The sequence below is a fragment of the Streptomyces aureoversilis genome, assembly GCF_042657885.1.
Taxonomy (GTDB): Bacteria; Actinomycetota; Actinomycetes; order Streptomycetales; family Streptomycetaceae; genus Streptomyces; species Streptomyces aureoversilis.
Map to the genome: position 1 here is coordinate 116,103 of NZ_JBHSKJ010000019.1, position 25,814 is coordinate 141,916.

General features: G+C 74.2%; 25 protein-coding genes. 10 read left to right on the plus strand and 15 right to left on the minus strand.

The annotated features are described in order from the left end of the window. Positions 1-2: 2 nt before the first annotated feature. Entirely contained in the window at positions 3-1,688 is a 1,686-nt protein-coding gene (locus ACFPP6_RS28235; protein ID WP_382048072.1) for a serine/threonine-protein kinase, read from the minus strand. 240 nt (positions 1,689-1,928) lie between these two features. On the opposite strand from ACFPP6_RS28235, the gene ACFPP6_RS28240 reads away from it, so the two are divergent. Further along, positions 1,929-2,192, plus strand: a complete 264-nt coding sequence (locus ACFPP6_RS28240) for a hypothetical protein (protein WP_382048075.1) — start codon at positions 1,929-1,931, stop codon at positions 2,190-2,192. Positions 2,193-2,334: 142 nt separating this feature from the next. On the opposite strand, the gene ACFPP6_RS28245 is transcribed toward ACFPP6_RS28240, so the two are convergent. Continuing rightward, positions 2,335-3,123: an ABC transporter permease gene (locus ACFPP6_RS28245; protein WP_382048078.1), complete on the minus strand. Its 789-nt coding sequence runs from the start codon at positions 3,121-3,123 to the stop codon at positions 2,335-2,337. After that, positions 3,120-4,100, minus strand: coding sequence for an ATP-binding cassette domain-containing protein (locus ACFPP6_RS28250; RefSeq protein WP_382048081.1), 981 nt, complete (start codon positions 4,098-4,100; stop codon positions 3,120-3,122). Before ACFPP6_RS28250 ends, ACFPP6_RS28245 begins: the two co-directional genes overlap by 4 nt. Before the next feature lie 65 nt (positions 4,101-4,165). Between ACFPP6_RS28250 and ACFPP6_RS28255 the strand changes: the two genes are divergently transcribed. Then, the gene (locus ACFPP6_RS28255) at positions 4,166-4,921 is read left to right on the plus strand and encodes a TetR/AcrR family transcriptional regulator (RefSeq protein WP_382048084.1); all 756 of its coding nucleotides are present in this window, start codon (positions 4,166-4,168) and stop codon (positions 4,919-4,921) included. Here the strand turns inward: ACFPP6_RS28255 and ACFPP6_RS28260 are convergent. The 5 genes from ACFPP6_RS28260 to ACFPP6_RS28280 all read right to left on the minus strand — a co-directional run bounded on the left by ACFPP6_RS28260 (position 4,896) and on the right by ACFPP6_RS28280 (position 9,199). After that, the gene (locus ACFPP6_RS28260) at positions 4,896-5,651 is read right to left on the minus strand and encodes a GntR family transcriptional regulator (RefSeq protein ID WP_382048087.1); all 756 of its coding nucleotides are present in this window, start codon (positions 5,649-5,651) and stop codon (positions 4,896-4,898) included. The two genes, ACFPP6_RS28255 and ACFPP6_RS28260, sit on opposite strands and share 26 nt — an antisense overlap. Positions 5,652-5,673: 22 nt before the next feature. Next, positions 5,674-7,026, minus strand: a complete 1,353-nt coding sequence (gene hmgA / locus ACFPP6_RS28265; RefSeq protein ID WP_382048090.1) for a homogentisate 1,2-dioxygenase — start codon at positions 7,024-7,026, stop codon at positions 5,674-5,676. 89 nt (positions 7,027-7,115) lie between these two features. After that, a complete protein-coding gene (locus ACFPP6_RS28270; RefSeq protein WP_382048093.1) occupies positions 7,116-7,733 on the minus strand; it encodes a TetR/AcrR family transcriptional regulator in 618 nt (205 codons plus the stop codon). Positions 7,734-7,838: 105 nt separating this feature from the next. Then, on the minus strand, positions 7,839-8,441 hold the full coding sequence (locus tag ACFPP6_RS28275) for a TetR/AcrR family transcriptional regulator (RefSeq protein WP_382048096.1): 603 nt from the start codon (positions 8,439-8,441) through the stop codon (positions 7,839-7,841). After that, positions 8,438-9,199, minus strand: a complete 762-nt coding sequence (locus ACFPP6_RS28280) for an SDR family oxidoreductase (protein ID WP_382048098.1) — start codon at positions 9,197-9,199, stop codon at positions 8,438-8,440. The genes ACFPP6_RS28275 and ACFPP6_RS28280 overlap by 4 nt, the downstream gene beginning before the upstream one ends. A 201-nt stretch (positions 9,200-9,400) precedes the next feature. Between ACFPP6_RS28280 and ACFPP6_RS28285 the strand changes: the two genes are divergently transcribed. From ACFPP6_RS28285 to ACFPP6_RS28300, 4 genes are all read left to right on the plus strand, one after another. Further along, the gene (locus tag ACFPP6_RS28285) at positions 9,401-10,687 is read left to right on the plus strand and encodes an exo-beta-N-acetylmuramidase NamZ family protein (RefSeq protein WP_382048101.1); all 1,287 of its coding nucleotides are present in this window, start codon (positions 9,401-9,403) and stop codon (positions 10,685-10,687) included. Between the two features lie 138 nt (positions 10,688-10,825). Then, positions 10,826-12,130, plus strand: coding sequence for a serine-threonine protein kinase (locus ACFPP6_RS28290; RefSeq protein ID WP_382048104.1), 1,305 nt, complete (start codon positions 10,826-10,828; stop codon positions 12,128-12,130). 235 nt (positions 12,131-12,365) lie between these two features. Beyond that, complete coding sequence (locus ACFPP6_RS28295) at positions 12,366-12,977, plus strand: hypothetical protein (RefSeq protein WP_179080244.1); 612 nt, start codon at positions 12,366-12,368, stop codon at positions 12,975-12,977. 173 nt (positions 12,978-13,150) lie between these two features. Then, a complete protein-coding gene (locus ACFPP6_RS28300) occupies positions 13,151-14,593 on the plus strand; it encodes an amidase (RefSeq protein ID WP_382048107.1) in 1,443 nt (480 codons plus the stop codon). Between the two features lie 25 nt (positions 14,594-14,618). Here ACFPP6_RS28300 and soxR read toward each other — a convergent pair whose 3' ends face one another. Continuing rightward, positions 14,619-15,074: a redox-sensitive transcriptional activator SoxR gene (soxR, locus tag ACFPP6_RS28305; protein ID WP_179080243.1), complete on the minus strand. Its 456-nt coding sequence runs from the start codon at positions 15,072-15,074 to the stop codon at positions 14,619-14,621. 168 nt (positions 15,075-15,242) lie between these two features. Here soxR and ACFPP6_RS28310 point away from each other — a divergent pair, with 168 nt between their 5' ends. Further along, on the plus strand, positions 15,243-16,661 hold the full coding sequence (locus ACFPP6_RS28310; RefSeq protein ID WP_382048110.1) for an aldehyde dehydrogenase family protein: 1,419 nt from the start codon (positions 15,243-15,245) through the stop codon (positions 16,659-16,661). Positions 16,662-16,707: 46 nt separating this feature from the next. Continuing rightward, positions 16,708-17,802, plus strand: a complete 1,095-nt coding sequence (locus ACFPP6_RS28315; RefSeq protein WP_382048113.1) for a zinc-binding dehydrogenase — start codon at positions 16,708-16,710, stop codon at positions 17,800-17,802. 30 nt (positions 17,803-17,832) lie between these two features. On the opposite strand, the gene ACFPP6_RS28320 is transcribed toward ACFPP6_RS28315, so the two are convergent. From ACFPP6_RS28320 to ACFPP6_RS28340, 5 genes are all read right to left on the minus strand, one after another. Next, positions 17,833-18,381 carry a DUF2165 domain-containing protein gene (locus ACFPP6_RS28320; RefSeq protein ID WP_382048116.1) on the minus strand — a complete coding sequence of 183 codons (549 nt, stop codon included), beginning with the start codon at positions 18,379-18,381 and terminating at the stop codon, positions 17,833-17,835. Positions 18,382-18,461: 80 nt separating this feature from the next. Next, positions 18,462-19,694: an acyl-CoA dehydrogenase family protein gene (locus ACFPP6_RS28325; protein WP_382048119.1), complete on the minus strand. Its 1,233-nt coding sequence runs from the start codon at positions 19,692-19,694 to the stop codon at positions 18,462-18,464. 5 nt (positions 19,695-19,699) lie between these two features. Then, a complete protein-coding gene (locus ACFPP6_RS28330; protein ID WP_382048122.1) occupies positions 19,700-20,731 on the minus strand; it encodes a phosphotransferase family protein in 1,032 nt (343 codons plus the stop codon). 100 nt (positions 20,732-20,831) lie between these two features. Beyond that, positions 20,832-21,776, minus strand: coding sequence for an MBL fold metallo-hydrolase (locus ACFPP6_RS28335; RefSeq protein ID WP_382048125.1), 945 nt, complete (start codon positions 21,774-21,776; stop codon positions 20,832-20,834). 189 nt (positions 21,777-21,965) lie between these two features. Then, a complete protein-coding gene (locus ACFPP6_RS28340; RefSeq protein ID WP_382048128.1) occupies positions 21,966-22,406 on the minus strand; it encodes a MarR family winged helix-turn-helix transcriptional regulator in 441 nt (146 codons plus the stop codon). Between the two features lie 159 nt (positions 22,407-22,565). Between ACFPP6_RS28340 and ACFPP6_RS28345 the strand changes: the two genes are divergently transcribed. Both ACFPP6_RS28345 and ACFPP6_RS28350 read left to right on the plus strand, forming a co-directional pair. Continuing rightward, positions 22,566-24,059 carry an MFS transporter gene (locus ACFPP6_RS28345; RefSeq protein ID WP_382048130.1) on the plus strand — a complete coding sequence of 498 codons (1,494 nt, stop codon included), beginning with the start codon at positions 22,566-22,568 and terminating at the stop codon, positions 24,057-24,059. Positions 24,060-24,079: 20 nt separating this feature from the next. Continuing rightward, on the plus strand, positions 24,080-25,006 hold the full coding sequence (locus ACFPP6_RS28350) for an NADP-dependent oxidoreductase (RefSeq protein WP_382048133.1): 927 nt from the start codon (positions 24,080-24,082) through the stop codon (positions 25,004-25,006). Between the two features lie 285 nt (positions 25,007-25,291). On the opposite strand, the gene ACFPP6_RS28355 is transcribed toward ACFPP6_RS28350, so the two are convergent. Then, positions 25,292-25,807: an NUDIX domain-containing protein gene (locus ACFPP6_RS28355; protein WP_382048136.1), complete on the minus strand. Its 516-nt coding sequence runs from the start codon at positions 25,805-25,807 to the stop codon at positions 25,292-25,294. Positions 25,808-25,814 lie beyond the last annotated feature (7 nt).

The following is a 25,814-nucleotide window of genomic DNA, read 5'->3' on the forward strand; positions in this document are numbered from 1 at the left end:
GCTCAGTACCCGTACGCCGGGTCCGTCGACGCGGAGGGCGACGGGCCCGGCGTACGGGACGGGCGGGACGGCCCCGCCGACGACGGCCTGTCCGACGGGCGGCCGGACGGCGGCCCCTGGCAGGTGACGGTGAACGGTACGCGATTGGAGGTGATCTTCTGCGGGCTCCTGACTTCGACCGCGAGCCAGTCCCTGCCCGTGGCGTGCTCGGTCTCGACGTACGTCAGGCCGAGGCTCTTGCCCCCCGTGATGTCGGAGCTCCGCCAGGGGTCGACCTGGCCGCTGCCCGTGACCACGCGGTAGGAGAGCCGGGCGGGGGTGCGGTCGACGGTGAAGGTCACCCGGAACGACGGGCCCGCGCTCTTCGGCGGGCACGGGCCGGTGTAGGAGTCGCGCACCGCCTCGACGGAGACCCGCAGGCCGTACGAGGAGTCGCCGCCGTCCGCGGTCTTCCCGGAGTCGTCCGGCGACGCCGACCGCGACCCCGCGTTCTTGTCCGGCGCGGCGGAGTCCGCGCTGCCGGCGGAGGAGCCGCCCTCGTCGCCCTCGCCCCTGCTGAAGGCCCAGGCCAGCCCGCCCACCAGCAGGGCCAGCACGACGGCGGCCACCGCGAACACCAGACCCGGGCGGCGCCGCCGGTCGTCACCGGTGGTGCCGAGGCCGCCCGGGGGCTCCGGGGGCCCGTACGGCCCGTCGCCCGCCGGCGGGCCGAAGCCGCCGCCGGCGCCGTGCTCCCCGGAGAACGCCGCCGGGCCGGCGGGCGGATCGCGCCGCGGGTGCGCCGGGACCGTCGGGGCCTCGGCGGTGGGCGGCGCGCCCGGGGTGGACAGGGTGCCGCCCTGCGCCACCACCCGCAGCATCCCCTCCGCCTCCTCGGCGCCGAGCCGCAGGGCGGGATCCTTGCGCAGCAGCCCTTCCAGGACGGGCGCGAGCGCCCCCGCCCGCACGGGTGCCGGGAGCTGCTGGTCCACCACGGCCCGCATGGTGGAGAGCGGAGTGTCCTGACGGAAGGGGGAGACGCCCTCCACCGCCGCGTACAGCGTCACCCCGAGGGACCAGAGGTCCGACCCCGGCCCCGGCGGATGCCCCAGCGCCCGCTCGGGGGCCAGGAACTCGGGCGAGCCCACCAGCTCCCCGGTCCGCGTCAGCGCCGAGCTCCCCTCGACCGTCGCGATGCCGAAGTCGGTGAGCACGACACGCCCGTCGTTGGCGAGGATGACGTTGCCCGGTTTTACGTCCCGGTGCAGCACGCCCGCCGCGTGCGCCCCCCGGAGCGCGGAGAGCACACCGGCGCCGATGTGCGCCGCGCGCGCCGGGACCAGAGGGCCCTCGGCCTCCAGGACGTCGGCCAGGGACAGGCCGCGCACCAGCTCCATCACGATCCAGGGCCGCCCGTCCTCGGAGACCACGTCGAAGACGGTGACGACATGGGGGTGCGAGATGCGCGCCGCGGCCCGGGCCTCGCGCTCCAGGCGCACGTACAGCTGCCGTATCTCGTGCTCGAGCAGGCCCGACGGCGCCCGGACCTCCTTGACGGCCACCTCGCGGTCGAGCACTTCGTCCCGCGCGCGCCACACCACGCCCATGCCGCCCTGGCCCAACCGCTCCAGCAGCCGGTAACGGCCCGCCACCACCCGGTCCGGCGGCACCGCTGCGCCCTCCGGACCGCCCCCGAACGTCCCGCTCATCGACGGGCCCCCTCCACCAAGAGAGCGATTCGGGGTGAATCTACCGCAACGGAGCGTGATTGCCCCCTCTTCTGCATATCCTTGTCCCGCTAACTCGCCCACAGTGACGGCAGGTTCACGCCAGCCCTGTCAACGCCCTTGACGGAGTGGTGAATCCGCCCCGCCGATGCGCGGGTGACGGAATGGGGCGGTAGGGTTACCCTGCCTGAGCCGGGTGCCTCGTTCGGGTGGGGAGTCTCAATGGATCAGATAGCAATGCGCGGCAGGCCACGGGTGCCTGCCATCAGCTGCAACAGCGGTGCGTCCAGCGCGCGCCTCGACCGTCATCTCGCGGTGCTGGGCGGGCCTGCCGTGCCCCAGCGCGAAGTCGAGGGGGCGACCCTGCTGATGCGCGAGCTGACCACGCGTGATCACGTGCGCACCAAGCAGAGCCGGACCGCGAAGGTCTCCCTCTTGGCGCCGCTGAGACGCCTGCGTCGCTCCCTGTTCGGGAACCACGACTGAGCCCCGCCCCGAGCGCAGCGCCCGCAGCCGTTCCGGCATAGACAGCGACACCGGTGCGACGCCGTCGGCCCTCCACCCTCTCCCCAGGGCGCGGCCGTACGGCGCCGTGGCATGTCCGGGCCCGTCTCCGGCCGTGCGGCGATCAGGCTGAGCCCCGTGCGTACCGCCGGACCGTGAGCGGCACGAACACCGCGAGCAGCAGTACCGCCCAGCCGGTCGCCGCCAGGACGGGGTGCGCGACCGGCCAGGACGCGTCCGCCGGGAGGTGGCCGTTGCCGAAGAGCTCCCGGCAGGCGGTGGTGAGCGCGCTGATCGGGTTCCACTCGGCCACGGTGCGCAGCCAGCCCGGCATGCCCTCGGTCGGCACGTAGGCGTTCGACAGCAGCGGCAGCATGAAGGTCACGCCGGCCAGCTGGCCCGCGCTCTCCTCGTTCCCGATCACCATCCCCAGGTAGTGGCCCAGCCAGGCCGTGACCAGCCGGAAGAGCAGCAGCAGCGCGAAGGCGCCCGCGGCACCGGCCGCACCACCCTCGATCCGCCAGCCGACGGCGAGCCCGCACAGCACCAGCGGCACGGTCCCGATCGCCGCGAGGGTGACGTCCGCCGCTGTCTGCCCGGCCGGAAGGGCGAACCGGCTCATGGGCAGGGTGCGGAAGCGGTCCATCACCCCGCGCTGGGAATCCTGCGCGGACGCCAGCATGGATGTCATCACTCCGTTGACGGCCGTCACCGCGAACAACCCCGGTACGAGGTACGCCCGGTAGTTCGCGCCCCCTTCCAGCGCCACTGCGCTGCCGAAGACATAACCGAAGAACAGCAGCATGGTCACGGGCATGGTGAGCGTGATGACGAGCAGCCCGGGGACGCGTCGCATGCGCCGGAGGTGGCGGCCGAGCACGGCCCGGGTGTCGGACAGCGCGAGGGTGCTCATGCGGCGGCCTCCCCGGCTCCGGCCCCGGCCTCCATGCGGTGGTCCGCGCCGGAGGTCAGGTGCAGGAAGACCTCGTCCAGCGTGGGCTGCCGCAGGCCGGCGTCGGCGAGGGGGACGCCCGCCGCGTCGAGTTCGCGCACGAGGTGAGGGAGCGTCAGGTCCGGGTCGGTGGTGACCGCTGCGGCCGCGCGCCGTCCGGTGTCGAGGACCGGCCGCCCGCCGGTGAGCCGGGCCAGGACGGCCGCCGCGTCCGCGAGCGCCTCCTCCTCCGCGACGACCACCTCGGCGCGGGCGCCGAGCCGGGCCTTGAGCTGTGCGGGGGTCCCCCGTACGGCGGCCCGCCCGTGGTCGATCAGCACGACGTCGTCGGCCAACTGATCCGCCTCCTCCAGGTATTGCGTGGTGAGCAGCACGGTGGTGCCGTGCTGCGTCAGTTCGCGCACGGCGTTCCAGATCGTGCTGCGGCTGGCCGGGTCGAGGCCGGTCGTCGGCTCGTCGAGGAAGAGCACGCGGGGCTTGGTCAGGACGCTCGCGGCGAGGTCGAGCCGGCGGCGCATGCCGCCCGAGTAGGTGCGGGCCGGGCGGTCGGCGGCGTCCCCGAGACCGAAGTGCTCCAGCAGGACGTCGGCGCGGGCGTGCGCGGTCGCACGCCCCAGCCGGTGCAGCCGGCCGAACAGCCGCAGGTTCTCGCGGCCCGTCAGATCGGCGTCCACGGAGGTCGCCTGGCCGGTCACCCCGATGGCGCGGCGTACGTCCCTGGGTGCGCGCACCACGTCGTGCCCGGCGACCCGTGCGGTGCCCGCGTCGGGTCCGATGAGCGTGGTCAGGAGGCGGACCGCGGTGGTCTTGCCCGCGCCGTTGCGCCCCAGCAGGGCGCAGACGCTTCCTTCGGGCACGGCCAGGTCGAGCCCGCGCAGCGCGTGGACGGCCCCGAACCGCTTCTCCAGCCCCTCACTAAGTACAGCGTACGTAGTCATGGCGCGACCCTACCCCACTACGTACGCCGTACGTAACTAGGATGGTGGACGAGGTGATGTGATCCATGGCAGCCAGCGGCCGTACGGCCCACCCCGAGGTCATCTGGGCGCGCCCCGAACGCGCGGCCCGGGGCCCGCGCCCCGCGCACACCCGCGCCGAGATCGCGGCCGCTGCCGTGCGCGTCGCGGACGCGGAGGGGCCCGAGGGCGTCTCGATGCGCCGCGTGGCCGCCGAGACCGGCTGCGGCACGATGTCGCTCTACAACTACGTCCCGCGCAAGGAGGACCTGTACGAGCTGATGGTCGACGCCGTCAGCGCCGAGTACGACCTCTCCGCGGCGCCCTCGGGCGACTGGCGCGCCGACACGCTGGCCCTCGCGGGGCAGACGCGCGCCCTGATGCACCGCCACCCCTGGCTGCCGCGGCTGATGTCGCCCGCCCACGGCTTCAGCCCGAACGCCCTGCGGTACCTGGAGTACTTCCTGTGGGTGCTGGAGCCCCTCGACGCCGAGGGGGGCACCAAGATGGAGCTCATCTCGATGGTCAACGGGGTCGTCTCCACCTATGTGGTCAACGAGCTCTCCGAGGCCGAGCGGGCCCGCACCTCGCCCTTCCCGCCCGGCCAGGAGCATGCCGCGCGCATGGCCCACCTGGCGCGCGAGCTCTCCGGCGGCGCCTACCCGCGCCTGGCCGGCGTCCTCGGCGCGGGCTTCGCCGCCGTGGACCTGGACGCACAGTTCGAGCGCGCCCTCGGCCGGCTGCTCGACGGCTTCGCCCCGGGCGAAGCGGCGGGTGTCAGTCGGCGTCCGCCTCCAGCGTGACGCTGAAGGAGAACCGGTCGCCCCGGTAGCGGATCCGGGCCACGTCCACCGCCCGGCCCGAGGCGTCGTACGTCACGCCCGTGTAGTGCAGGATCGGGCTCAGCAGCGGCACCTGCAGCAGCCGCGCCGTCTCCGGGTCGGCCAGGCGGGCCTCGACCGTGTCGGTGATCCGGCTGATCCGCACGCCCACCGCGTCCCGCAGCACCTTCGTCATCGGCCAGCGCGCCAGGTCCGCCAGGTCGATGCGCTCGGCGAGCTCGGGGCGGACGAGGTTCTCCGCCCAGTTCGTCGGCTCGCCCGACTCCCCGTCGCAGCGCAGCCGGCGGAAGACCACCGCCTCCTGCAGGTCGGGGAAGTGCTCGCCCAGCTCCGCCGGGACCGCCGCCGGCCCGTGGCCCAGCACAGTGGTCCGCTCGCCGGACTGCTGCGCCACGATCGCGTCCACCGAGCCGAGCAGCCGCACGGGGGAGACCCGCCGGGCGCTCGGCTCGATGAAGGTGCCGCGCCGCCGGTGCCTGCTGATCAGGCCCTCCGCCTCCAGCTCCTTCAGCGCCTGCCGCATGGTCAGCACGCTCACGCCGTAGTGCTCGGCGAGGGCGTCCTCGGTGGGCAGGCGCAGCGGGTCGCTCGGGCAGCGCCCGAGTATCGAGGCGCGCAGCGACTGCGACACCTGGTACCACAGCGGCAGCTTGCGGTTGAGCGCGAGGGAGTCGGGGGCGAAGGTGGTCACGGACACTCCGGCTCGTACGGCGTCACGGGCGGGGCTGGCGGAAATGACGCTCCAGACCCTGCCACACGTCGTCGTAGCGCGTCTGGAGATGGCCGGCGGTACGGGCCTGCTCCGTCGCGGTCACGGGCCAGCGCGTCTCGAACATGAAGGCCAGGCCGTCGTCCACCTTCTGCGGCTTCAGCTCGGCCGCGCTCGCCTTGTCGAAGGTGTCCCGGTCCGGGCCGTGCGCCGACATCATGTTGTGCAGCGAGCCGCCGCCCGGGACGAAGCCGCCCTTCCCGGCGGACTTCGCGTCGTAGGCGCCCTCGATGAGCCCCATGTACTCGCTCATCACGTTCCGGTGGAAGTACGGCGGCCGGAAGGTGTCCTCGCCCACCAGCCAGCGCGGCGCGAAGACGACGAAGTCGACGCCCGCCAGGCCCGGGGTGTCCGACGGGGACGTGAGCACCGTGAAGATCGACGGGTCCGGGTGGTCGTAGCTGATCGAGCCGATGACGTTGAAGCGGCGCAGGTCGTAGACGTACGGGACGAGGTTGCCGTGCCAGGCGACCACGTCCAGCGGCGAGTGGTCGTACGTCGCGGTCCAGAGGTTGCCGCAGAACTTGTTGACGACCTCGACGGGGCCCGCCGTGGCGTCGGGGTCTTCGTACGCGGCGACCGGGGCGAGGAAGTCGCGCGCGTTCGCCAGCCCGTTCGCGCCGATCGGCCCCAGGTCGGGGAGGACGAAGGGCTGCCCGTAGTTCTCGCAGACGTAGCCGCGGGCGGTGGCGTCCAGCAGCTCCACCCGGAAGCGCACCCCGCGCGGGATCAGGGCCACGTGCCCGGGCTCGGCCCGCAGCAGTCCGAACTCGGTGCGCAGCAGCAGCCCGCCGCGCTCGGGCACGATGAGCAGCTCGCCGTCGGAGTCGCTGAAGACCCGGTCCGTCATCGAGGCGTTCGCGGCGTAGAGGTGGACGGCCATGCCCGTGCGCTGGGTGACGTCGCCGTTGCCGCCCAGGGTCCACAGGCCGGCGAGGAAGTCCGTGCGCTCGGCCGGCTCGGGCAGCGGGTCCCAGCGCAGCCGGTTGGGGTCGGGCACGGCGTCGGCGAACGGCGCGCTCGCCAGGCGGCCGTTGCCGGTGCGGGTGAAGGGCGGGTGCGCGGCGGAGGGCCGGATGCGGTAGAGCCACGACCGGCGGTTGCTGTGCCGCGGCTCGGTGAAGGCCGTGCCGCTCAGCTGCTCCGCGTACAGCCCGAGCGGGGCCCGCTGCGGGGAGTTGCGCCCTTCGGGCAGCGCCCCCGGGACGGCCTCGCTGCTGTGCTCGTTGCCGAAACCGGCCGAGTAGGCGAGCCCCTCGGCGGCCTTTCGCGCCTGCTCGTTGCCCGTACCGCTCATCGCGTGCTCCCAGCGCCGATGGATTCCTATGGGAGACCGTAGGATTCCCGGCGGGGTGCGTCAATGGATCAGCGCGGGAAACGGGCGGCCTACTTCTTCGCGTACCCCACCATGCGCAGCGCCAGGTCCGCGTACAGCTCGCCCACCTCGTCCGGCGTGCGCTTGCCCTCGGCGTTGAACCACCGGGCGACGTCGATGCACAGCGACAGCACCGCCAGCGTCGTCCCCGGCACGTCCGGGGTGCCGAAGTCGCCCGAGGCCACCCCGTCCTCGACGATGGCGCGCACCGCGGCGTCGGTGTCCCGGCGCAGGGCGACGATCTCGGCGTAGTGCTCCTCGCCCAGCGCCCCCAGCTCGTACTGCACGACCCGGGCGGTGGTGTGGTGCTCGGCGTGCCAGCGGACGAAGCGCCGCACGGCCTCGGAGAGGCGGTCGGCGGGGCTGCCGCCCGAGTCCCGCGCCCGGCGCAGGATGTCGAGGGCGAGCCGGTGGCCGACGCTGCTGATGCGGTAGAGCAGCTCTTCCTTCGTCCTGTAGTGGATGTAGAGCGCGGCGGGGCTCATGCCGGCGCGGCCGGCGATGTCGCGGGTGGTGGTGGCGTGGTAGCCGCGCTCGGCGAAGGCCTCGACGGCGGCGATCACCAGCCGCCGCGCGGCGTCGGGCGTCACATCGGCCCACTGCCCGCTCTGCTGCCCCTCCGCACCCATCCCACGCCCCGCTCTCCCGGCCCGCCCCGGGCCCTGCGCCCGCGGAACGAACACCATACCCCGAGGTGAGCAAGCGCTTAGGGAGGTGTGGAGCGGTCCGGTGCGCTACGGCCGCAGCGCCCGCATCAGCAGGTCCGCGAGGTGCCCGGCGACCTGCCCGGCGCTCAGCCGGCCCTCCGCGTGGTACCAGGCGCCCAGGTGGTGGACGGAGCCGAAGTGGTAGTCCACGACCAGGTCCGCGGGGGTGGCCGACGTGAAGACCCCGGAGCGCTGGCCCTCCTCGACCAGGGCCCGGAACCGCTCGTGGTAGCGGCGCCGCTCCGCCCGCACCTGCGCGAGCTTCTCGGGGCCCAGGTGGTGCATGGACCGGAAGAAGATCTTCGTGTCGTCGAGGTTCTCGATGGTGGTGACCACCACGTCGGCCGCCGCCTCCCGCAGCCGCTCCTCCACCGGCGCGTCCGAGCGGGCGAAGCGGTCCAGCCGCTCCTGCTGCAGGCGCAGCACCCGCGCGTACACCTCGTGCAGCAGGTCGTCCTTAGAGCCGAAGTAGTGGTAGAGGGCGCCCTTGGTGACGCCCGCGGCCTCCACGATCTCCTGGACGGAGGTGCGGTCGTAGCCCTGCTCGGCGAAGAGCCGGGTGGCGGCCGCGAGCAGCCGCTGCGGCACGGACCACCCGCCCTCGCTCCCGCCCTGCACCGCCGTGCTCACAGCTCCTCTTCGAGCTTGCGCTGGAGGTGGTTCATGCCGCGCAGCCAGCGGTCGGGGTCGGTGGCGCGGGCCGCGTAGTAGTCGGCGACCTCGGGGTGCGGCAGGATCAGGAAGCGGCCCGCCGCCATCCCCTCGAAGAGCGCGTCGGCGACCTGCGCGGGCTCGATCGCCGTGGGCACGAGCACCAGGTCCCCGGCCGGGCCGGTGCCGCGCAGCATGTCCGTCCGCACGCCCTGCGGGCAGATGGCGTGCACGTCGATGCCGCAGTGGCGGTAGGTGAGGGAGAGCCATTCGGCGAAGGCGAGGGCGGCGTGCTTGGAGACGCTGTACGGGGCCGAGCCGAGCATCGTGAGCAGCCCGGCCGCGGAGACCGTGGACACGAACCGGCCGCTGCCGCGGTCGAGCCACTCGGGCAGCAGCTTGCGCGCCGCCCGCACGTGGGCCATGACGTTGACGTCCCAGGCGGTCTCCCAGAGGTCCTCCTCGGCCTCGGGACCGCCCGAGGGGGCCACGCCCGCGTTGGCGCAGTAGACGTCGACGCGGCCGCCGAGCGCCTCGCGGGCCGCCTCCACGACGTCGGAGGCGTCGCCCGGGACGGCCGTGGCACCGATCTCCGCCGCGACCGCCTCCGCTTTGGCGGCGTCGAGGTCGTTGACCACCACCCGCGCGCCCCCGGCCGCGAACCGGCGGGCGAGCGCGGCGCCGATGCCGCCCCCCGCTCCCGTGACGACGACTCCCGTGTCCCGCACGATGCCCACGCTCGGTCTCCCTCGGCTCGGCTGCTCGGCGCAGACTAACCAGTCGGTATGTGACGGGGGAAGAGGCCGGAACGCGCCCGGAGGCACGCCCTCCGGCTGCGGCCTCCCGGGGGACGACCCCCGTACCCCCGGCCTGAACTGCAGCGCGGCCCCGGCCCGGCGAAGCGGTGCCACCACCGTCGCACCGTACTGTCCGTGTGCATGCGGCACTCTTCCGGGGGACGCCCCCCGTACGCACGGAATGTGACGAGACGGCAGGTGCTGGGCACGGCGGCCTCCGGAGCGCTCGTGTGCTCCGCCGCGCCGCCGGCCGGGGCCGCGGCGGCGGCCCGCGTCCGCACCGGCTTCGACCGGCTGGCGGAGAGCGGCTACGCCCTCCTCGACGGGGCCCGCACCGGGGTCGTCACCAACCCCACAGGCGTCACCGCCGACGTCCGCCACGTCGTGGACGTGATGCACGCGGACCGGCGGGTGGACCTCCGCGCGGTGTTCGGCCCCGAGCACGGCTTCCGCGGCACGGCGCAGGCCGGCGGCTCGGAGACCACGGGCACCGACCCGGCGACCGGCCTGCCGGTGCACGACGTCCACGGCCTGCGCGGCCGGGAGCTCGCCGCGCTGTTCGGCCGCGCCGGCGTGGACACCGTCCTCTTCGACGTCCAGGACGTGGGCGCGCGCTTCTACACGTACGTCTGGACGCTCTACGAGTGCCTGGTCGCCGCGGCGCTCGCGGGCCTGCGCATCGTCGTCCTGGACCGGCCCAACCCCGTGACGGGACGCGGCGCGTACGGCCCGGTCCTGGAGCGCTCCCTGGCGTCGGGCGTGGGCTGCGAACCGATCGCCCAGGCCCACGGCATGACCGTGGCCGAGCTCGCCCTGCTGTTCAACGCGGACGCCGTGCCGAGGTCCGCCGGGCGGGCCGCGCGGCTGGAGACCGTGCCGATGAGCGGCTGGCGGCGCACGCTCTTCTTCGCCGACACCGGCCTGCCGTGGGTGCCGCCGAGCCCCAACGTCCCCACGCCCGACACCGCCCTCGCCTACGCGGGCACCTGCCTGCTGGAGGGCACCACCCTCTCCGAGGGGCGCGGCACGACCCGCCCGTTCGAGATCGTGGGCGCCGAGGGCATCGACCACCGCTGGGCCGCGGCCCTGAACGCGCTGGACCTGCCGGGCGTGCGCTTCCGGGAGGCGTACGCGGTGCCGGTGTTCTCCAAGTTCCAGGGCCGCACCATCGGCGGGGTGCAGCTGCACGTGCACGACCGGCGGGCGTACGACCCGGTGCGTACCGGAGTCGCCCTGCTCGTGACCGCCCGGCGCGTGTGGCCGGGCTTCGCCTGGCGCCCGGACCGGTGGATCGACCGGCTCGCGGGGACGGCGGCGGTGCGCACGATGACCGACGCGGGAGCCTCCGTCGACGACATCGTGCAGGCGTGGCAGCCCGGCCTGGAGGCCTTCCGCGCGACGCGCGGGGAACACCTCCTGTACGACTGAGCCGCCGCGTGCGGGACCGGGGCGCACGGGGCGCGGACACGGAAGCGTGAACGGCGTGACGGACGTCTGGACAGGCCCCCTTGACGGCGGGACGATGCGCCCGCACCGGACCGCTCAAGGGGGAATGCCATGTCCGGCATGAGTGTGGATCCTTACTGGGAGCTCACGTTCGACGCCGACGGGGACGTCGACGCGGGCGAGCAGGACGCCCTGATACGCGGAGCCGCCGAGGCCGGTCTGACCGACCTGGTGGTCTTCGCGCACGGCTGGAACAACGACAGGCCGATGGCCACGCGCTTCTACTCCCGCTTCTTCGAACCCTTCCCGGGCCTGCTCGCCGGCGCGCCCGGCGCCCGCGTCGGCTACGCCGGCGTGATCTGGCCGTCCATGCGCTTCCCCGGGGAGGCCATTCCCGACTTCCCGTCGGCGGCGGCCGCCGGCGGCCCCGACGGCGTGCCGGCCCCGCCCGCGCTCGACGCCGCCACCCGCGAGGCGCTGGTCAGGACCCTGCCGTGCGATCCGGCCGTGACGGACCGGCTCGCGGAGCTGGCGGCCGAGCAGTCCGACGACCCCGCACGCCTGGAGGAGTTCGTCTCCCTCGTGCGCGGCCTCGCCCCCGCCCCGCCGCAGGGAGCGGCGGCGGCCACGGGCGAGCCGGAGGACGGGGGCGCCGAGCCCTACCTGCTCACCGGTGACACCCAGGACGTGTGCGAGGCGTTCGCCTCCGCCCTCGGGCACGTGGGCGCCCTGCCGCCCGCCTTCCTCGGCGGCGGCCTGAAGCGCCTGTGGGGAGGCGCGCTCGAAGTGCTGCGGCAGATGTCGTACTACACGATGAAGAAGCGCGCGGGCACGGTCGGCGAGAAGGGCCTCGGGCCCGCACTCGCCCGGCTGGCCGCCTCCGCCCCCGCCCTGCGCGTCCACCTGGCGGGGCACAGCTTCGGCGCGCGCCTGGTGTCGTTCGCGCTGCGCGGGCTGCCCGGCGACAGCAGCTGCCTGGCCGGTGTGACCCTGCTCCAGGGGGCCTTCTCCCACTACGCCTTCTCCTCGCGCCTGCCGTTCGACACCGGCAGCGGCGGGGCGCTGGACGGGCTGTACCGGCGGGTCCGCGGCCCGCTGGTCTCCTGTCACTCGCGCCACGACTCGGCCCTGAGCGTCCTCTACCCGCTCGCGTCCCGCGTCTCCCGCCAGGACGACAGCGTGCTCGGGTCCGACGACAGCCGGTGGGGCGCGGTCGGCCACGACGGCATCCAGGCCGTGGACCCCTGCGCGCGGCTCGGCCTGGAGGAGGCGCTGCGCGGCGGGCTGCCCGCCGGGGGCTGCGTGAGCGTGGACGCGTCCTCCGTCGTCGCGCGCGGCGGCCCCCCGTCGGGCGCGCACAGCGACATCTGCCACGAGGAGCTGGCCCGCGTCATCCTGCTGGCCGGCCGGCTCCTGCAGCCGTGAAGGACCCCCCCGCGCCCGTGAACGAGGTTCCCCGCCCGTGAACGAGATTCCCCGTCCGTGAACGAAAGGTGAGCGGAGAGTGAGGATCCGCCACCTTCGCGCGTTTCCACATCCCCGCGCGACTTCGGGGTAGCAGAGCGGAGTCGGCCGCACACTGCGGCCGATGGATCCGAATGGCGATGAGTTACGTCCCTTCCATGTCGATCCGAGTCCGCGCTGTCGGAGGTGGGATGCAGTGGCAGGTTTCAGAGCACTCGCACGAGAGGTGCGCAATCCACGGAACACCATCGCCTTGCGGCGGACCTCCCTGCGCAAGTGCCTTGAGCGCTTCGCCCCGTACGGTCACCGGGCGACCTGGCACCACCTGTGCGACCTCGCCGGGATCGATCCCGCCGACCGGGCCCCCGACCCGGCCCGGCTGGTCGTGGCGCTGACGGAGCTGGAGGAGGCCCGCGCGGTCTGGCTCGCCTACGAGGCGGGGTTCGCCGACCGCCGCAAGCGCGAGAAGCACGACGGCATCCGGCAGCCCGCCGGCGTCGACGCCTGGCACCGCCACACCTGGGGCGGCTGCGACATCGTGCCCTGCGTCAGCCCCACGGCCTACCCGGCCGCACGCCTGTCCGACGTGCTGCGCCGGGTGATCGCCGCGATGGAGGCCGAGCCCGGGGACGCCTGCCCGGTCTGCTCGCAGGACCGCCTCGAATGGCGTCCCGACCTGGACCGCTGCCCCGCGCAGGGCCCCGTCTGCGCGGACTGCGGCATCGTGGTGCCGGCGCCCGTCCTCACCGCGGGGGCGCTGGCCGCGGCGCGCCGCCGGCTGCTGGAGGACCGGTACGCGGCGGTGTGAGGCGGGCGCCCGGGCGGCCCGTAAGGAAGCAGGCCGGCACGGAAGCAGGCCCGCACGAGCGGGCGGCAAGGCCGCAGGGACAGCCGAGGAGACCGGGAACAGGGTGTCCGCCGTCGGCCGGTGGTGCGAGGATGCGGCGCACGGATCACCGGTTCGAGGAAAAGGCGGACGGCATGGCGCAGTTGCACGATCTGACCGCGTTGGAGCAGGGGGAGGCGGTGCGGACGGGGCGCGTGTCGCCCGTCGAGCTGACCGAGCACTACCTGGAGCGCATCGGCCGGCTCGACGCCACCGTCGGGGCCTTCATCACCGTCACCCCCGATGTCGCGCGCAAGCAGGCGGCCGACGCCGAGAGCGCCGCCTCGGCAGCCCGGCGCGAAGGCCGCGCACTGCCGCCGCTGCACGGCGTGCCCGTACCGGTCAAGGACCTCAGCCAGGTCGCCGGCGTGCGCTGGACGATGGGTTCGGCGGCACTGGCCGGGCACGTCGCGACCGTGGACGACCACGTGGTGACCAAGCTGCGGGACGCGGGAACGATCCTGCTGGGCAAGACCAACACGCCCGAGTTCGGCCTGCCGGCCCACACCGAGAACGCCGTGGCGCCGCCCGCCCGCACCCCGTGGGACCTCGGCCGGTCGGCAGGCGGGTCGAGCGGCGGGGCGGCCGCCGCGGTCGCCGCGGGCCTCGCGCCCCTGGCGCACGCGAGCGACGGGGGAGGCTCCATCCGCATCCCGGCGTCCGTATGCGGCCTGTTCGGTATCAAACCCAGCCGTGGCCGGGTGAGTTCCGGGCCCGTCCTGGACGACGTGACCGGCCTGGTGACGTCCGGGCCCCTGGCCCGTACGGTCGCGGACGCGGCCGCGCTCCTCGACGTGCTCGCGGGACCGATGCCCGGCGACCCCTACGCCGCGCCCGCGCTCCCGCCCGGCGAGACCTTCACCGGCCACGCCCGGCGCGCCCCGGGGCGGCTGCGCATCGCCCACATCACGGAGGCGCCGATCCCGGGCGTCGGGCTGCACCCGGAGTGCCGGCGGGCCGCGGAGGAGACGGCGGGACTGCTGCGGGAACTCGGCCACGAGGTGGAGGAGTTGACGCTGCCCGCCGACGAGGCGCTCGGCCGGGCCTTCACGACCGTGTGGGAGGTGCTGTCGACGCTCGTGCCCGTACCCCCGGGCAGTGCGGAGCACTTGCTTCCGCTCACGCGGCGCCTGCGCGAGCGCGGCACCGGCGTCACCGGGACGGAGTTCGCCGCCGCCCTGTACCGGATGCGCGGGCTCGGAAGGCTCGTCGCCGACGTCCTCCAGGCGCCCGGCACGGGCTACGACGTGCTCCTGTCGCCCACCCTCGCCCAGCTGCCGCAGCCCGTGGGCGCCCTGCGCGACGACGACGACCCGGACGGGGAGTTCGCCGCCCTCGCCGGCTTCACGCCCTTCACTCCGCTGTACAACGCGACCGGGCAGCCCGCCGTGAGCGTGCCGCTGCACTGGACGCCCGAGGGCCTGCCCGTCGGGGTCATGCTCGGCGGCCGCTACGGCGACGAGGCCACGCTCATCTCGCTCTCCGCGCAGCTGGAGGAGGCCCGCCCGTGGGCCGGGCGGCGGCCCGCCGTGTGGTGACGCAGGACGGGCGCGCCCGGCGGTCTCAGTGTTCGACCAGCAGGCGGGAGCCCGCGCCCCGCAGGCCGTTGAGGTCGTCCGGGTTGGACAGCGCGCAGTTCTCCAGCGACAGGCAGCCGCAGCCGATGCAGTCGTCCAAGTGGTCGCGCAGCCTGGCCAGCTGCGTGATGCGCTGCTCCAGCTCGCCGCGCCAGGTCTCGGACAGCCGTGCCCAGTCCTCCCGGTTCGGGGTGCGCTCGTCGGGCAGCTCGGAGAGCGCCTCCCGGATCGTGGCGAGCGGGATGCCGACGCGCTGCGCGGCCCGGATGAAGGCCACGCGGCGCAGGGCGTCACGGTCGTAGCGGCGCTGGTTGCCGGACGTGCGGCGACTGCTGATCAGGCCCTTGGTCTCGTAGAAGTGCAGGGCGGAGACCGCCGCGCCGCTGCGCGCGGACAGCTGACCGACGGTGAGTTCCTGGACCTTGTTCGAAATCTGCGGCACAGCTCAGACCTTACGTGACGGGCGGCCCCCGGCATTGAGACGACGGCCACACCGGCGGCCACCGCGCCCCCTGGTACGCCTTGCGCCACCGGCGTTAGCTTGGGACCACAGCTACGGGGGAGCTGAGCTGTGGGGACCTTTGATTCCGCTTCCGCGAGGAGACGACCAGTGAACGCGCACGACGGCATGTACATCGACGGAAGCTGGCGGCCCGCCGCGGGGAGCGGCACGATCGAGGTCGTGAACCCGGCCGACGAGCAGGTCATCGCCACCGTCCCGGCCGGGGACGCGGAGGACGTCGACGCGGCCGTCCGCGCCGCTCGCGCGGCGCTGCCCGGCTGGGCGGCCACCCCGCCCGCGCGCCGCGGCGAGTACATCGCCGCCCTGCGCGACGCCCTCGCCGCCCGCCAGGAGGAGATCGCCGCCACCGTCACGGCCGAGCTCGGCGCGCCCACGGGCTTCGCCACGCGGGTCCACACCGGGCTGCCGATCGCCGTCGCCGGCTCCTACGCCGAGCTGGCCGCGACCCACCCCTTCGAGGAGCGGATCGGCACCTCGACGGTGCTGCACGAGTCGGTGGGCGTCGTCGGCGCCATCACGCCCTGGAACTACCCGCTCCACCAGGTCGTGGCCAAGGTCGCCCCGGCGCTGGCCGCGGGCTGCACCGTCGTCCTCAAGCCCGCCGAGGACACCCCGCTGACCGCCCGGCTCTTCGCCGAGTGCGTCCATGCGGCCGGGATCCCCGCGGGCGTCTTCAACCTCGTCACCGGGCTCGGCCCGGTCGCCGGCCAGGCGCTCGCCGAGCACCCCGGCGTCGACCTCGTCTCCTTCACCGGTTCGACGGCCGTGGGCAAGCGGATCGGTGCCATCGCCGGTGCGGCCGTCAAGCGTGTGGCCCTCGAACTGGGCGGCAAGTCGGCGAACGTCATCCTGCCGGGGGCGGATCTCGCCAAGGCCGTCGCGGCCAACGTCGCCGACGTGTGCCGCAACACCGGCCAGTCCTGCAACGCCCTCACCCGTACGCTCGTCCACGCCGACCAGTACGAGGAGGCCGTCGCCCTCGCGGCGGCGGCGGTCGCGGAGTTCGTGCCGGGCGACCCGACGGCCCCCGGGGTCCGGGTCGGCCCCGTGGTCAACGCCAAGCAGCACGCGCGCGTGCGCGGCTACATCGACCGGGGGATCGAGGAGGGCGCGCGCCTCGTGGCGGGCGGTCCGGCCGCCCCGGAGGGCCGGGACAAGGGCTACTACGTCGCCCCGACGGTCTTCGCCGACGTCACCCCGGAGATGACCATCGCCCGCGAGGAGATCTTCGGCCCGGTCCTCTCCTTCCTCAAGTACGAGGACGAGGAGGAGGCCGTCCGGATCGCCAACGGCACCGTCTACGGGCTCGCCGCCGCGGTCTGGGCCGCCGACGAGGAGCGGGCCGCCGCCTTCGCGCGGCGCCTGGAGGCCGGGCAGGTGGAGGTCAACGGCGGCGGCTTCAACATCCTGGCGCCCTTCGGCGGCTACAAGGAGTCGGGCGTCGGCCGCGAGCTGGGCGTCCACGGCCTGGGGGAGTACCTGCAAACGAAGTCGCTCCAGTTCTGACCGGTTCCCGCTTCCGACCGCTTCCCGCTGCAGAAAGAGGAATGGCATGGTCCGCGCCGCCGTACTGCCCGCCGTGGGTGCACCGCTGCAGATGGCCGAGATCGACCTGCCCGCGCCCGGCCCCGGCCGGGTGCGGATCCGCCTCGCGGCGGCCGGGGTCTGCCACTCCGACCTCTCGCTCTCCAACGGGACGCTGCGCCAGCCCGTGCCCGCCGTCCTCGGCCACGAGGGCGCGGGCCGGGTCACCGCGGTCGGCGAGGGGGTGACCCACGTGGCGCCGGGCGACCTGGTCGTCCTCAACTGGGCGCCCTCCTGCGGCGGCTGCCACTTCTGCGGGCTCGGCGAGCCCTGGCTGTGCGCGGGCTCCGCGGCCGCCGCCACGGTGCCGTACGCGACCCTCGCCGCCGACGGCAGCGCCCTCTACCCGGGCCTGGGCACGGCCGTCTTCGCCGAGGAGACCGTCGTCCGGGCTGACGCGGCCATCCCGCTCCCCGAGGGGATCCCGCCCGTGGAGGCGGCCCTGCTGGGGTGCGCGGTGCTCACCGGCTACGGAGCGGTGCACCACTCCGCGCGGGTGCGGGAGGGGGAGTCGGTCGCGGTGTACGGCGTGGGCGGGGTCGGCCTGGCCACCCTGCAGTCCGCGCGGATCGCCGGAGCGGGCACGATCGTCGCCGTGGACGTCTCCCCGGAGAAGGAGGAGCTGGCCAGGGCCGCCGGCGCCACCGAGTTCGTCGTCGCGAGCGCGGACACGGCCAAGACCGTCCGGGGGCTCACCGGAGGGCAGGGCGCGGACGTCGCCATCGAGTGCGCCGGGAGGGCCGACGCGATCCGTACGGCCTGGTCCTCGACGCGCAAGGGCGGCCGCACCACCGTCGTCGGCATCGGCGGCATGGACCAGCAGGTGACGTTCTCCGCGCTGGAGCTGTTCTACTTCGGGCGGACGCTCTCGGGCTGCGTCTACGGCAACAGCGACCCGGCGAAGGACCTGCCCGTCATCGCCGGGCACGTGCGCGCCGGGCGCTTCGACCTGTCCGCCCTGGTGACGGCCCGGATCGGCCTCGACGGCATCGCCGGCGCCTTCGAGGCGATGCTCGCGGGGCGCGGCGGGCGGTCGCTGGTGGTGTTCTCCGAGGAGGCGTAGGCGGGCGGCGGTTCCCCGGGGGCGGCGGCCTCAGCCCTCGGGGGAGTGCCACTGCGGCGATGGGAGATGGATCAGCACGAGCACGAAACCCGCCACCAGGAAGTTCCGCTCGGCTGCCTGCAGGCCGTTCCACTTCTGGGACTGCCACATGGCGAACCACTCGCCGCCGATGCCGATGAAGCCCGCCCCGAACAGCAGCAGGACCATCACCAGCCCCAGCGTGCTCACCCGCCGCGCACGCCGGTAGCCGGCGCCCCGCCCCGTGAGGCTGCGCGCCCACAGGACCGTCCCGGCCACGAGCACGGCGGCGGCCAGCGTCTCCCAGGCGATGATCGCGACGTAGGCGATGTCCTGCAGGGTGCGGTCCGTGACGGCCCGCCACATCAGGTCGTCGTCCTTGAAGGTGGTGTCCATCGCCAGGACGTGGCGGACGAACTCCTGGTTCGTACCGAAGTCGGTGACGTTGCCGAAGGCCACGAGCGTCATGGAGAGGGCGACGGTCGCGGTGAGGGCGGCCGCCGCGAACGGCAGCCCTCCCAGCCGCACGCCGCCCCTCGGTCCGTTCCACCTGGTGGCCATGCGATACCCCCCGGTCCGCCGCACGTACGGACTATGTCTGCCCGCTTGTGCGGCCGGTAAGCGGGGGAAGACCGTCCGCGCTAGCGGTACCGCCGCAGCTCCCGCCGCGCCAGCGACCGCTGGTGCACCTCGTCCGGCCCGTCGGCCAGGCGCAGCGTCCGCGCCGCGGCCCACAGCTCCGCCAGCGGGAAGTCCTGGCTCACGCCGCCCGCCCCGTGCAGCTGGACCGCTTGGTCGATGATGCCGACGACGGTCCGCGGGGTGGCGATCTTGATGGCCTGGATCTCGGTGTGCGCGCCGCGGTTGCCGACGGTGTCCATCAGCCACGCCGTCTTGAGCACCAGCAGCCGCAGCTGCTCCACGGCCACCCGCGAGTCGGCGATCCACTCCTGGACGACGCCCTGCGCGGCCAGCGGCTTGCCGAAGGCCGTACGGTCCAGCGCGCGCCGGCACATCAGCTCGATCGCCCGCTCGGCCATCCCGATCAGCCGCATGCAGTGGTGGATGCGGCCCGGGCCGAGGCGTGCCTGGGCGATGGCGAAGCCGCCGCCCTCCTCGCCGACGAGGTTCGCCGCGGGCACGCGCACGCCGTCGAAGAGGACCTCGGCGTGGCCGCCGTGGTAGTGGTCCTCGTAGCCGTAGACCCGCATGGCGCGGCGGATCCGCACGCCCGGCGTGTCCCGGGGGACCAGCACCATCGACTGCTGCCGCCGCGGATCGGCCCCGTCCGGATCGGTCTTCCCCATGACGATGAAGATCTCGCAGGCGGGGTTCATGGCACCGGAGATGTACCACTTGCGGCCGTCGATGACGTAGTCGTCGCCGTCGCGCACGATGCGGGTCTCGATGTTCGTGGCGTCCGAGGAGGCCACGTCCGGCTCGGTCATGGCGAACGCCGACCGGATCCGGGCCTCCAGCAGCGGCTCCAGCCAGCGCTTGCGCTGCTCCTCGGTGCCGAACTGGGCGAGCAGCTCCATGTTCCCGGTGTCGGGGGCCGCGCAGTTGAGGGCGGTGGGGGCCAGCTGCGGGCTGCGGCCGGTGATCTCGGCGAGCGGCGCGTACTGGAGGTTGGTCAGCCCGGCGCCGTACTCGTGGTCAGGAAGGCTGTGCTGGTTTGTGAAGAAGAGATTCCAGAGCCCCCGCCGCCGCGCCTCCTCCTGGAGCTCCGCGACGACCGGCGGCGCCGTCCACGGGTCGGCGAGCGCGGCCCGCTGCTCCTCGGCGACGGCCTCGGCCGGGTACACGTGCTCGTCCATGAACGCGAGCAGCCGCCCGCGCAGTTCCTCGGTGCGGGCGTCGAATGCGAAGTCCATGCCGGTCAGCCCTTCCGCAGGGTGGCGAGTCCGTTGTCGATGAAGAGCGGGACGAGCTGCCCGATGCGGTCGAAGCCCGCGCCGACGGTCTGCCCGAGGGTGTAGCGGTAGTGGATGCCCTCCAGGATCACGGCGAGCTTGAAGTAGGCGAAGGCCGTGTACCAGGGCAGCGCGGAGACGTCGCGGCCGGAGCCGGCCGCGTAGCGCTCGACGATCTCGGCGGGGTCGGGATGGCCGGGCGCGTTGCGCGTGGTGCTGATGGGGGAGCCGGGGACGGGCTCCTGCTCGCTGTACATCACCAGCAGGCCGAGGTCGGTCAGCGGGTCGCCGAGCGTGGACATCTCCCAGTCGAGGACGGCCCGCACCGAGTCGTCGTCGCCCACGAGGACGTTGTCGAGGCGGAAGTCGCCGTGCACGACGGTGGGCGCGGGGGAGACGGGCAGGGCCCCGGCCAGCGCGGAGTGCAGCGCGTCGATGCCGGGCAGCTCGCGGTTGCGGGAGGCCTCCAGCTGCTTGCCCCAGCGCCGCAACTGCCGCTCCAGGAAGCCGTCCGGGCGCCCGAAGTCCGCGAGCCCGGCCGCCTCCGGATCGACGGCGTGCAGGCGGACGAGCGTGTCGGCGAGGCCGAGCACGACCCGCCGGGTGCGCTCCGGCCCGATCGCGGTGAGCTGCGCGGCCGTGCGGTACGGCGTGCCCTCCACGAACTCCATGACGTAGAAGGGCGATCCGAGGACGCTCTCGTCCTCGCACAGCAGCACCGCTTCGGGCACCGGGACCGCGGTCGGCCGCAGGGCGCTGATGACCCGGTGCTCGCGCCGCATGTCGTGGGCGGTGGCGAGCACGTGCCCGAGCGGGGGGCGGCGCACCACCCAGCGGCCGGTGCCGTCGGTGACGGAGTAGGTGAGGTTGGACCGGCCCCCCTCGATCAACTCGGCCACCAGCGGCCCCTGTACGAGCCCCGGACGCTCCCGCTCCAGATGGGCGCGCAGCCGGTCCGGGTCGAGTCCCGGGGGGTTGTTCCTGCCGGTCGGGCTCATCGAGTGCTCCTCCACGCGTCGTCGGACCCGCCGCCGGGCGGTCCCGGATCATCATGCCGACCAGTCGGTATGGCGTCCAGGGTGCGCCGGGCGCGGACGCCTACGCGTGGCAGGACATCGGACGCCCGCCGTTCATCGTCGTCATGTCGGCGATGACGGCCGGCATGTCGAGCGGTGCGGCCAGGGGGCGGTCGCCCTCCAGTTCGGCGTAGGCGCGGTGCAGGTTGGCCACGAGGCGCTCGCTCTCGCGCAGCTCCGCGAACTCGCCGAGGTCGGCGCGGCGGGCGGCCTCCAGCGGGGTGCGGCCGGCGGCGTGCTCGGTGCGGGCCAGCTCCTGCAGCCAGCGGAGGTAGCGCTCGATGACGTCGTAGACGCCGGCGTCGGTGACCGGCCCGTGCCCGGGCACGACGGTCTCGGCGCCGAGCCCGCGCAGCACCTCCAGGGAGCGCAGCGAGCCCTCCAGGGAGCCCATGAGGAGGAAGGGCGTGCCCCCGTTGAAGACGAGGTCGCCGGTGAAGACGACGCGGTGCTGCGGCAGCCAGGCGATGGTGTCGCCGGTGGTGTGCGCCGGGCCCGGGTGGATCAGTTCGACCTCGGTGTCGCCCACGTGCAGCGAGAGGCTGTCCGCGTAGGTGACCTCGGCGGGCGTGATCCGGACGTCGCCGTACTCCACCCAGGGCCAGATGCCGTGCAGCTGCAGGCCCGCGGCGAGGGTCTCCCGGCGGCACTCGCGGTGGCCGACGACCGTCGCCTCCGGGAAGACGCAGTTGCCGTAGGTGTGGTCGCCGTGGTGGTGGGTGTTGACGATCGTGGAGGGCAGGGGAGCGCCGGCGCCGGTGACGGCGTCGCGCAGCAGCCGCGCGCGGCGCTCGGTCGCGGCGGTGTCGATCAGCGCCGTCCGGCCGCCGCCGGTCACGATGCCCGCGTTGTTCAGGCACCAGCCGCCGTCGGGCTGGACGAACGCCGTGACCCCGGGGGCGAGGCCGACGGTGTAGGGCTCGGTCGGCTCCGCGCCGACGGGCGCGACCGGGCTCGTGCTGGACATGGATGACCTCCCCTTGCCGCCGCGCGGGGTGCGCGGATCGGACTGCCCGTCAGAATACGGGCGCGGGGGGAAGGGGCGCGGAGGGAGTCGGCCGGGGCGGCCGGGGGCCCGCCGGCCGCGCCGCCCCGGGCTCGTGGTCGCGCCGCCCGGGGCCGCTGCCGGGGGCCGCCGCCCGGCGGCCCGGGCCCGTCAGCCGCGGTGGTCCGGGCCCGGGCGCAGCCGCTCCAGCAGCCCGTACAGCGTGGTGCGCTCCTCCTCGTCGAGGGTGTCGAGCGCGCTGTGGGTGGCCTGCATCTCGGCGCGCACCCGGCGGATGGTCTCGCGGCCCTCGTCGGTGGCGACGACGTTCTTCACCCGCCGGTCGCCCGGGTCCGGCTCGCGGCGCACCAGGCCGCGGGCCTCCAGGCGGTCCACGATGCCGGTGACGTTGGAGGCGTCGCACACCAGCAGGGTGGCGAGGCCGCGCATCGGGACGGGCCCCTTGAGCTGGGCGAGGAGCTTGGCCTGGACGGAGGTGAGGCCCTGCCGGGCAGCGGCGGCGGCGAAGTCCTGCCACTGGGCGGTGCCGAGCGCGGCCACGAGCTCCAGGAGCTGGGCCTTGGTCGGGGGCGGGGAGGCGGTGCCGGTCATGGTTCGAGTGTACTCAAGAGCTTCATGACTTAAATCATTAACTTGACTACCTTAAATATCTCGGCCTACGGTGGGCGAGTTGCTTGATTGCCTCAAGCATCCATGTCCTGAAGCAATTCCCGAAGCAACGCTGAGCCACTCGAAGGAACACCCCCACCCATGTCCTCCCCAGCGCCCGCCGACCGGGGCATCCAGCGCAACGAGACGGTGATCGTCTTCGCCCTGAGCCTCGCCGCCATGGTCGTCTCGATGATGCAGACCCTGGTCGTGCCGATCCTCGGCCTCATCCAGAACGACCTGCACACCACGTCCGCGAACGTCAGCTGGGTCACCACCGCGACCCTGCTCTCGGCCGCCGTCTTCACCCCGCTGCTCGGCCGCTTCGGCGACCAGCACGGCAAGAAGAAGACCCTGGTCGCCGTGCTGGTCGTCATGGTCGCCGGCTCCGTCCTCGCCGCCGTGACGCACTCCCTGCTCTGGCTGATCGTCGGCAGGGTGCTCCAGGGCGCCGCCACCGCGATCTTCCCGCTGGCGCTTTCCGTGCTGCGCGAGGAGGTGCGCCCGGCCAAGCTGCCCGGCGCCATGGCCATGGTCAGCGGCACCCTCGCCTTCGGCAGCGGCCTCGCGCTCGTCGCCACCGGCCTGCTCACCTCCGGCGACGACCCCGACTACCGCAGCGCCTTCTGGCTGGCCACCGGCCTCGCCGCGCTCGCCCTCATCGCCGTCGCCGCCCTCGTCCCCGCCACCCGGGAGACCACCGGCGGCCGCACCGACGTCCTCGGCGCGCTCACCCTGGCCGCCACCCTCGTCCTGCTCCTGCTGCCCATCACCCAGGGGCACGAGTGGGGCTGGTCCTCCGGCCGGACGATCGGCTGCTTCGCGGGCGCCGTCGTGATGGCGGCGGTGTGGACGCTCGTCGAACGCAAGGTGCGCGAGCCGCTGGTCGACATGAAGATGTTCGCCCACCGCCCGGTGCTCTTCGCCAACATCGCGGGCCTCCTCGTCGGCTTCGGCTCCTTCGCCCTCTTCATCGGCGTCTCCTACCTCGTACAGATGCCGGAGGAGGTCGCCGGATACGGCTTCTCGGCGTCCGTGCTGCGCGCCTCCGTCGCGTACCTGCTGCCCAGCACCATCGTCTCGCTGCTCGCCGCGCCCATCGGCGGCCAGCTCGTCCGTCACAAGGGCCCCCGCCTGGTCCTGCTGCTCGCCTCCCTCATCGGCACCGCCGGCTTCGTGTGGATCGCCCTCGACCACGAGCACACGCTCTCCGTGGTCGCCGCCGGGATGTTCGTCGGCGCCGCCATCAGCTTCGGCTACGCCGCCATGCCCGCCGTGATCGTCGCGAGCGTCCCGCACCACCAGACCGGCATCGCCAACGGCATCAACTCCATCTCCCGCTCGACCGGCAGCGCCATCGGCAGCGCCATGATCACCACGGTGCTGGCCTCCAAGAGCCTCGAACACCTGCCGCCGGGGGCGCCCAAGCTGCCCGCCGAGAGCCAGTTCACCCTCACGTTCGTCATCGCCGGCACGGCGTTCCTGCTGGTCGCGCTCGTCGCCGGGCTCGGCCTGCGCACGATCCGCGCCCGGCGCACCGAAGTGGCGGGCGCCGCCCCCGCGGCGGACGCTGAGACCGCACCCGCCTCCGCCTGACCCTGCTAGGAGCACCACCCATGAAGGCCATCAGCTACCGCAGCTACGGAGGACCCGAGGTCCTGGAGTACGGCGAGCGGCCCCACCCCAAGGTCGGGCCCGACTCCGTCCTGGTCAGGGTCAAGGCCGCCGCCGTCAACCCCGTCGACTGGAAGGCCCAGGCCGGCTACCTCGAGCCCGCCCTCGACGCGGTCTTCCCCGTCATCCCCGGCTGGGACATGGCCGGCGTCGTCGTCCGGCCCGGCGCCGACGCCCCCGAATTCGCCGAGGGCGACGAGGTCATCGGCTACGTCCGCGAGGACTTCCTCTCCCGCGGCACCTTCGCCGAATACGTCGCCGCACCCGTGCGGACCCTCGCCCGCAAGCCCAAGAACCTCACCTTCGAGCAGGCCGCCGGGCTGCCGCTGGCCGGGCTCACCGCCTACCAGGCGCTGGTCAAGGCGCTCCGGGTGTGGGAGGGCGAGACCGTGCTGATCCACGCGGCGTCCGGCGGCGTCGGCGGCATGGCCGTCCAGATCGCACGGCACTTCGGCGCGCGCGTCATCGGCACCGCCAGTGAGGGCAACCACGACTACCTGCGCTCGCTCGGCGCGCAGCCCGTCGCCTACGGCGAAGGGCTCGCCGAGCGGGTCCGGGCGCTCGCGCCGCAGGGCGTCGACGCCGTGCTCGACCTCGCCGGCGGCGAAGCGCTCACGGCCTCGCCCGCGCTGCTCGCCCACGGCGGCCGGCTCGCCTCCATCGCAGACCCGGCCGTCCTCGGCCTCGGCGGCCGCTACGTCTTCGTCCGCCCCGACGCCTCCGACCTCACGGCCCTCACGGACCTGGCCGAGAGCGGCGCCCTCACGGTGGAGGTGGCGAAGGTCTTCCCCCTGGCACGTGCGGCAGAAGCCCAGCGCATGAACGCGGAGGGCCACACCCGCGGCAAGATCATCGTCACGATGGACTAGCCCAGACCCCTTCCAGGGGGAGGCGCCCGGCGGTACGGGGCCGCCGGTGCCGGCTCTGATACGGGCTCGGGGTGCCCGGTGCCGCCGGGGGCGTTCCTGATGTGGCTCGGGCGCCGGCCCTGCCGGGCACCATGCCCCCGCCGCAGCGGTGAGCAGCCCCCCGCCGGAGCCCGGCGGTGCCGTCCCGGCCGGGGCGCGGGGGGCCTGCTGCTATCGCCGTGCCGGGCGCCGCCGGCGCCGTTCCCCGCCCGGGATGGGCTCGGGTCCGCCGGAGGGCGGCCCGCGTCAGCGTTCCCGCAGGCGCCGGTACGCCTCCAAGCCGTCCGGCACCCACTCCCACTCCCCGAGGCGCTCCTCCAGCTCCCCCTCGGAGAGGAACGCGTGCCAGGCGACCTCCTCCGCCTGGGGCCGCACCGGCACGTCGCAGCGGACCTCGTACACCGCCGACCACCACGAGCCCCCCGGCCCCTCGTACAGGAACCGGAACAGGGGGACCGGGGCCGGCAGGCCCTGGACGCCCAGTTCCTCCTCGGCCTCCCGCAGCGCCGCCTCGTCGTACGTCTCGCCCGCCCCGACGACCCCGCCCACGAACATGTCGTACCGCGAGGGGAAGACCAGCTTCCCGGACGTGCGCCGGTGGACGAAGATCCGCCCCTGCGCGTCCCGGGCGAGGACGAACACGCAGCGGTGGCGCAGCCCCAGGGCGTACGACTCGCCGCGCGCGGCCTGTCCCACCACCCGGTCCTGCTCGTCGACGATGTCCAGCAGCTCGTCCGCCGGCAGCGGTGTCTGATCGCTCATGCCCCCA

Bases quoted from the DNA above. Each gene is read 5' to 3' on its own strand.
- ACFPP6_RS28235 (WP_382048072.1), bottom strand. From the start codon at position 1,688: ATGAGCGGGACGTTCGGGGGCGGTCCGGAGGGCGCAGCGGTGCCGCCG.
- ACFPP6_RS28240 (WP_382048075.1), top strand. From the start codon at position 1,929: ATGGATCAGATAGCAATGCGCGGCAGGCCACGGGTGCCTGCCATCAGC.
- ACFPP6_RS28245 (WP_382048078.1), bottom strand. From the start codon at position 3,123: ATGAGCACCCTCGCGCTGTCCGACACCCGGGCCGTGCTCGGCCGCCAC.
- ACFPP6_RS28250 (WP_382048081.1), bottom strand. From the start codon at position 4,100: ATGACTACGTACGCTGTACTTAGTGAGGGGCTGGAGAAGCGGTTCGGG.
- ACFPP6_RS28255 (WP_382048084.1), top strand. From the start codon at position 4,166: ATGGCAGCCAGCGGCCGTACGGCCCACCCCGAGGTCATCTGGGCGCGC.
- hmgA (WP_382048090.1), bottom strand. From the start codon at position 7,026: ATGAGCGGTACGGGCAACGAGCAGGCGCGAAAGGCCGCCGAGGGGCTC.
- ACFPP6_RS28270 (WP_382048093.1), bottom strand. From the start codon at position 7,733: ATGGGTGCGGAGGGGCAGCAGAGCGGGCAGTGGGCCGATGTGACGCCC.
- ACFPP6_RS28285 (WP_382048101.1), top strand. From the start codon at position 9,401: ATGCGGCACTCTTCCGGGGGACGCCCCCCGTACGCACGGAATGTGACG.
- ACFPP6_RS28290 (WP_382048104.1), top strand. From the start codon at position 10,826: ATGAGTGTGGATCCTTACTGGGAGCTCACGTTCGACGCCGACGGGGAC.
- ACFPP6_RS28300 (WP_382048107.1), top strand. From the start codon at position 13,151: ATGGCGCAGTTGCACGATCTGACCGCGTTGGAGCAGGGGGAGGCGGTG.
- ACFPP6_RS28315 (WP_382048113.1), top strand. From the start codon at position 16,708: ATGGTCCGCGCCGCCGTACTGCCCGCCGTGGGTGCACCGCTGCAGATG.
- ACFPP6_RS28320 (WP_382048116.1), bottom strand. From the start codon at position 18,381: ATGGCCACCAGGTGGAACGGACCGAGGGGCGGCGTGCGGCTGGGAGGG.
- ACFPP6_RS28325 (WP_382048119.1), bottom strand. From the start codon at position 19,694: ATGGACTTCGCATTCGACGCCCGCACCGAGGAACTGCGCGGGCGGCTG.
- ACFPP6_RS28330 (WP_382048122.1), bottom strand. From the start codon at position 20,731: ATGAGCCCGACCGGCAGGAACAACCCCCCGGGACTCGACCCGGACCGG.
- ACFPP6_RS28335 (WP_382048125.1), bottom strand. From the start codon at position 21,776: ATGTCCAGCACGAGCCCGGTCGCGCCCGTCGGCGCGGAGCCGACCGAG.
- ACFPP6_RS28340 (WP_382048128.1), bottom strand. From the start codon at position 22,406: ATGACCGGCACCGCCTCCCCGCCCCCGACCAAGGCCCAGCTCCTGGAG.
- ACFPP6_RS28345 (WP_382048130.1), top strand. From the start codon at position 22,566: ATGTCCTCCCCAGCGCCCGCCGACCGGGGCATCCAGCGCAACGAGACG.
- ACFPP6_RS28350 (WP_382048133.1), top strand. From the start codon at position 24,080: ATGAAGGCCATCAGCTACCGCAGCTACGGAGGACCCGAGGTCCTGGAG.
- ACFPP6_RS28355 (WP_382048136.1), bottom strand. From the start codon at position 25,807: ATGAGCGATCAGACACCGCTGCCGGCGGACGAGCTGCTGGACATCGTC.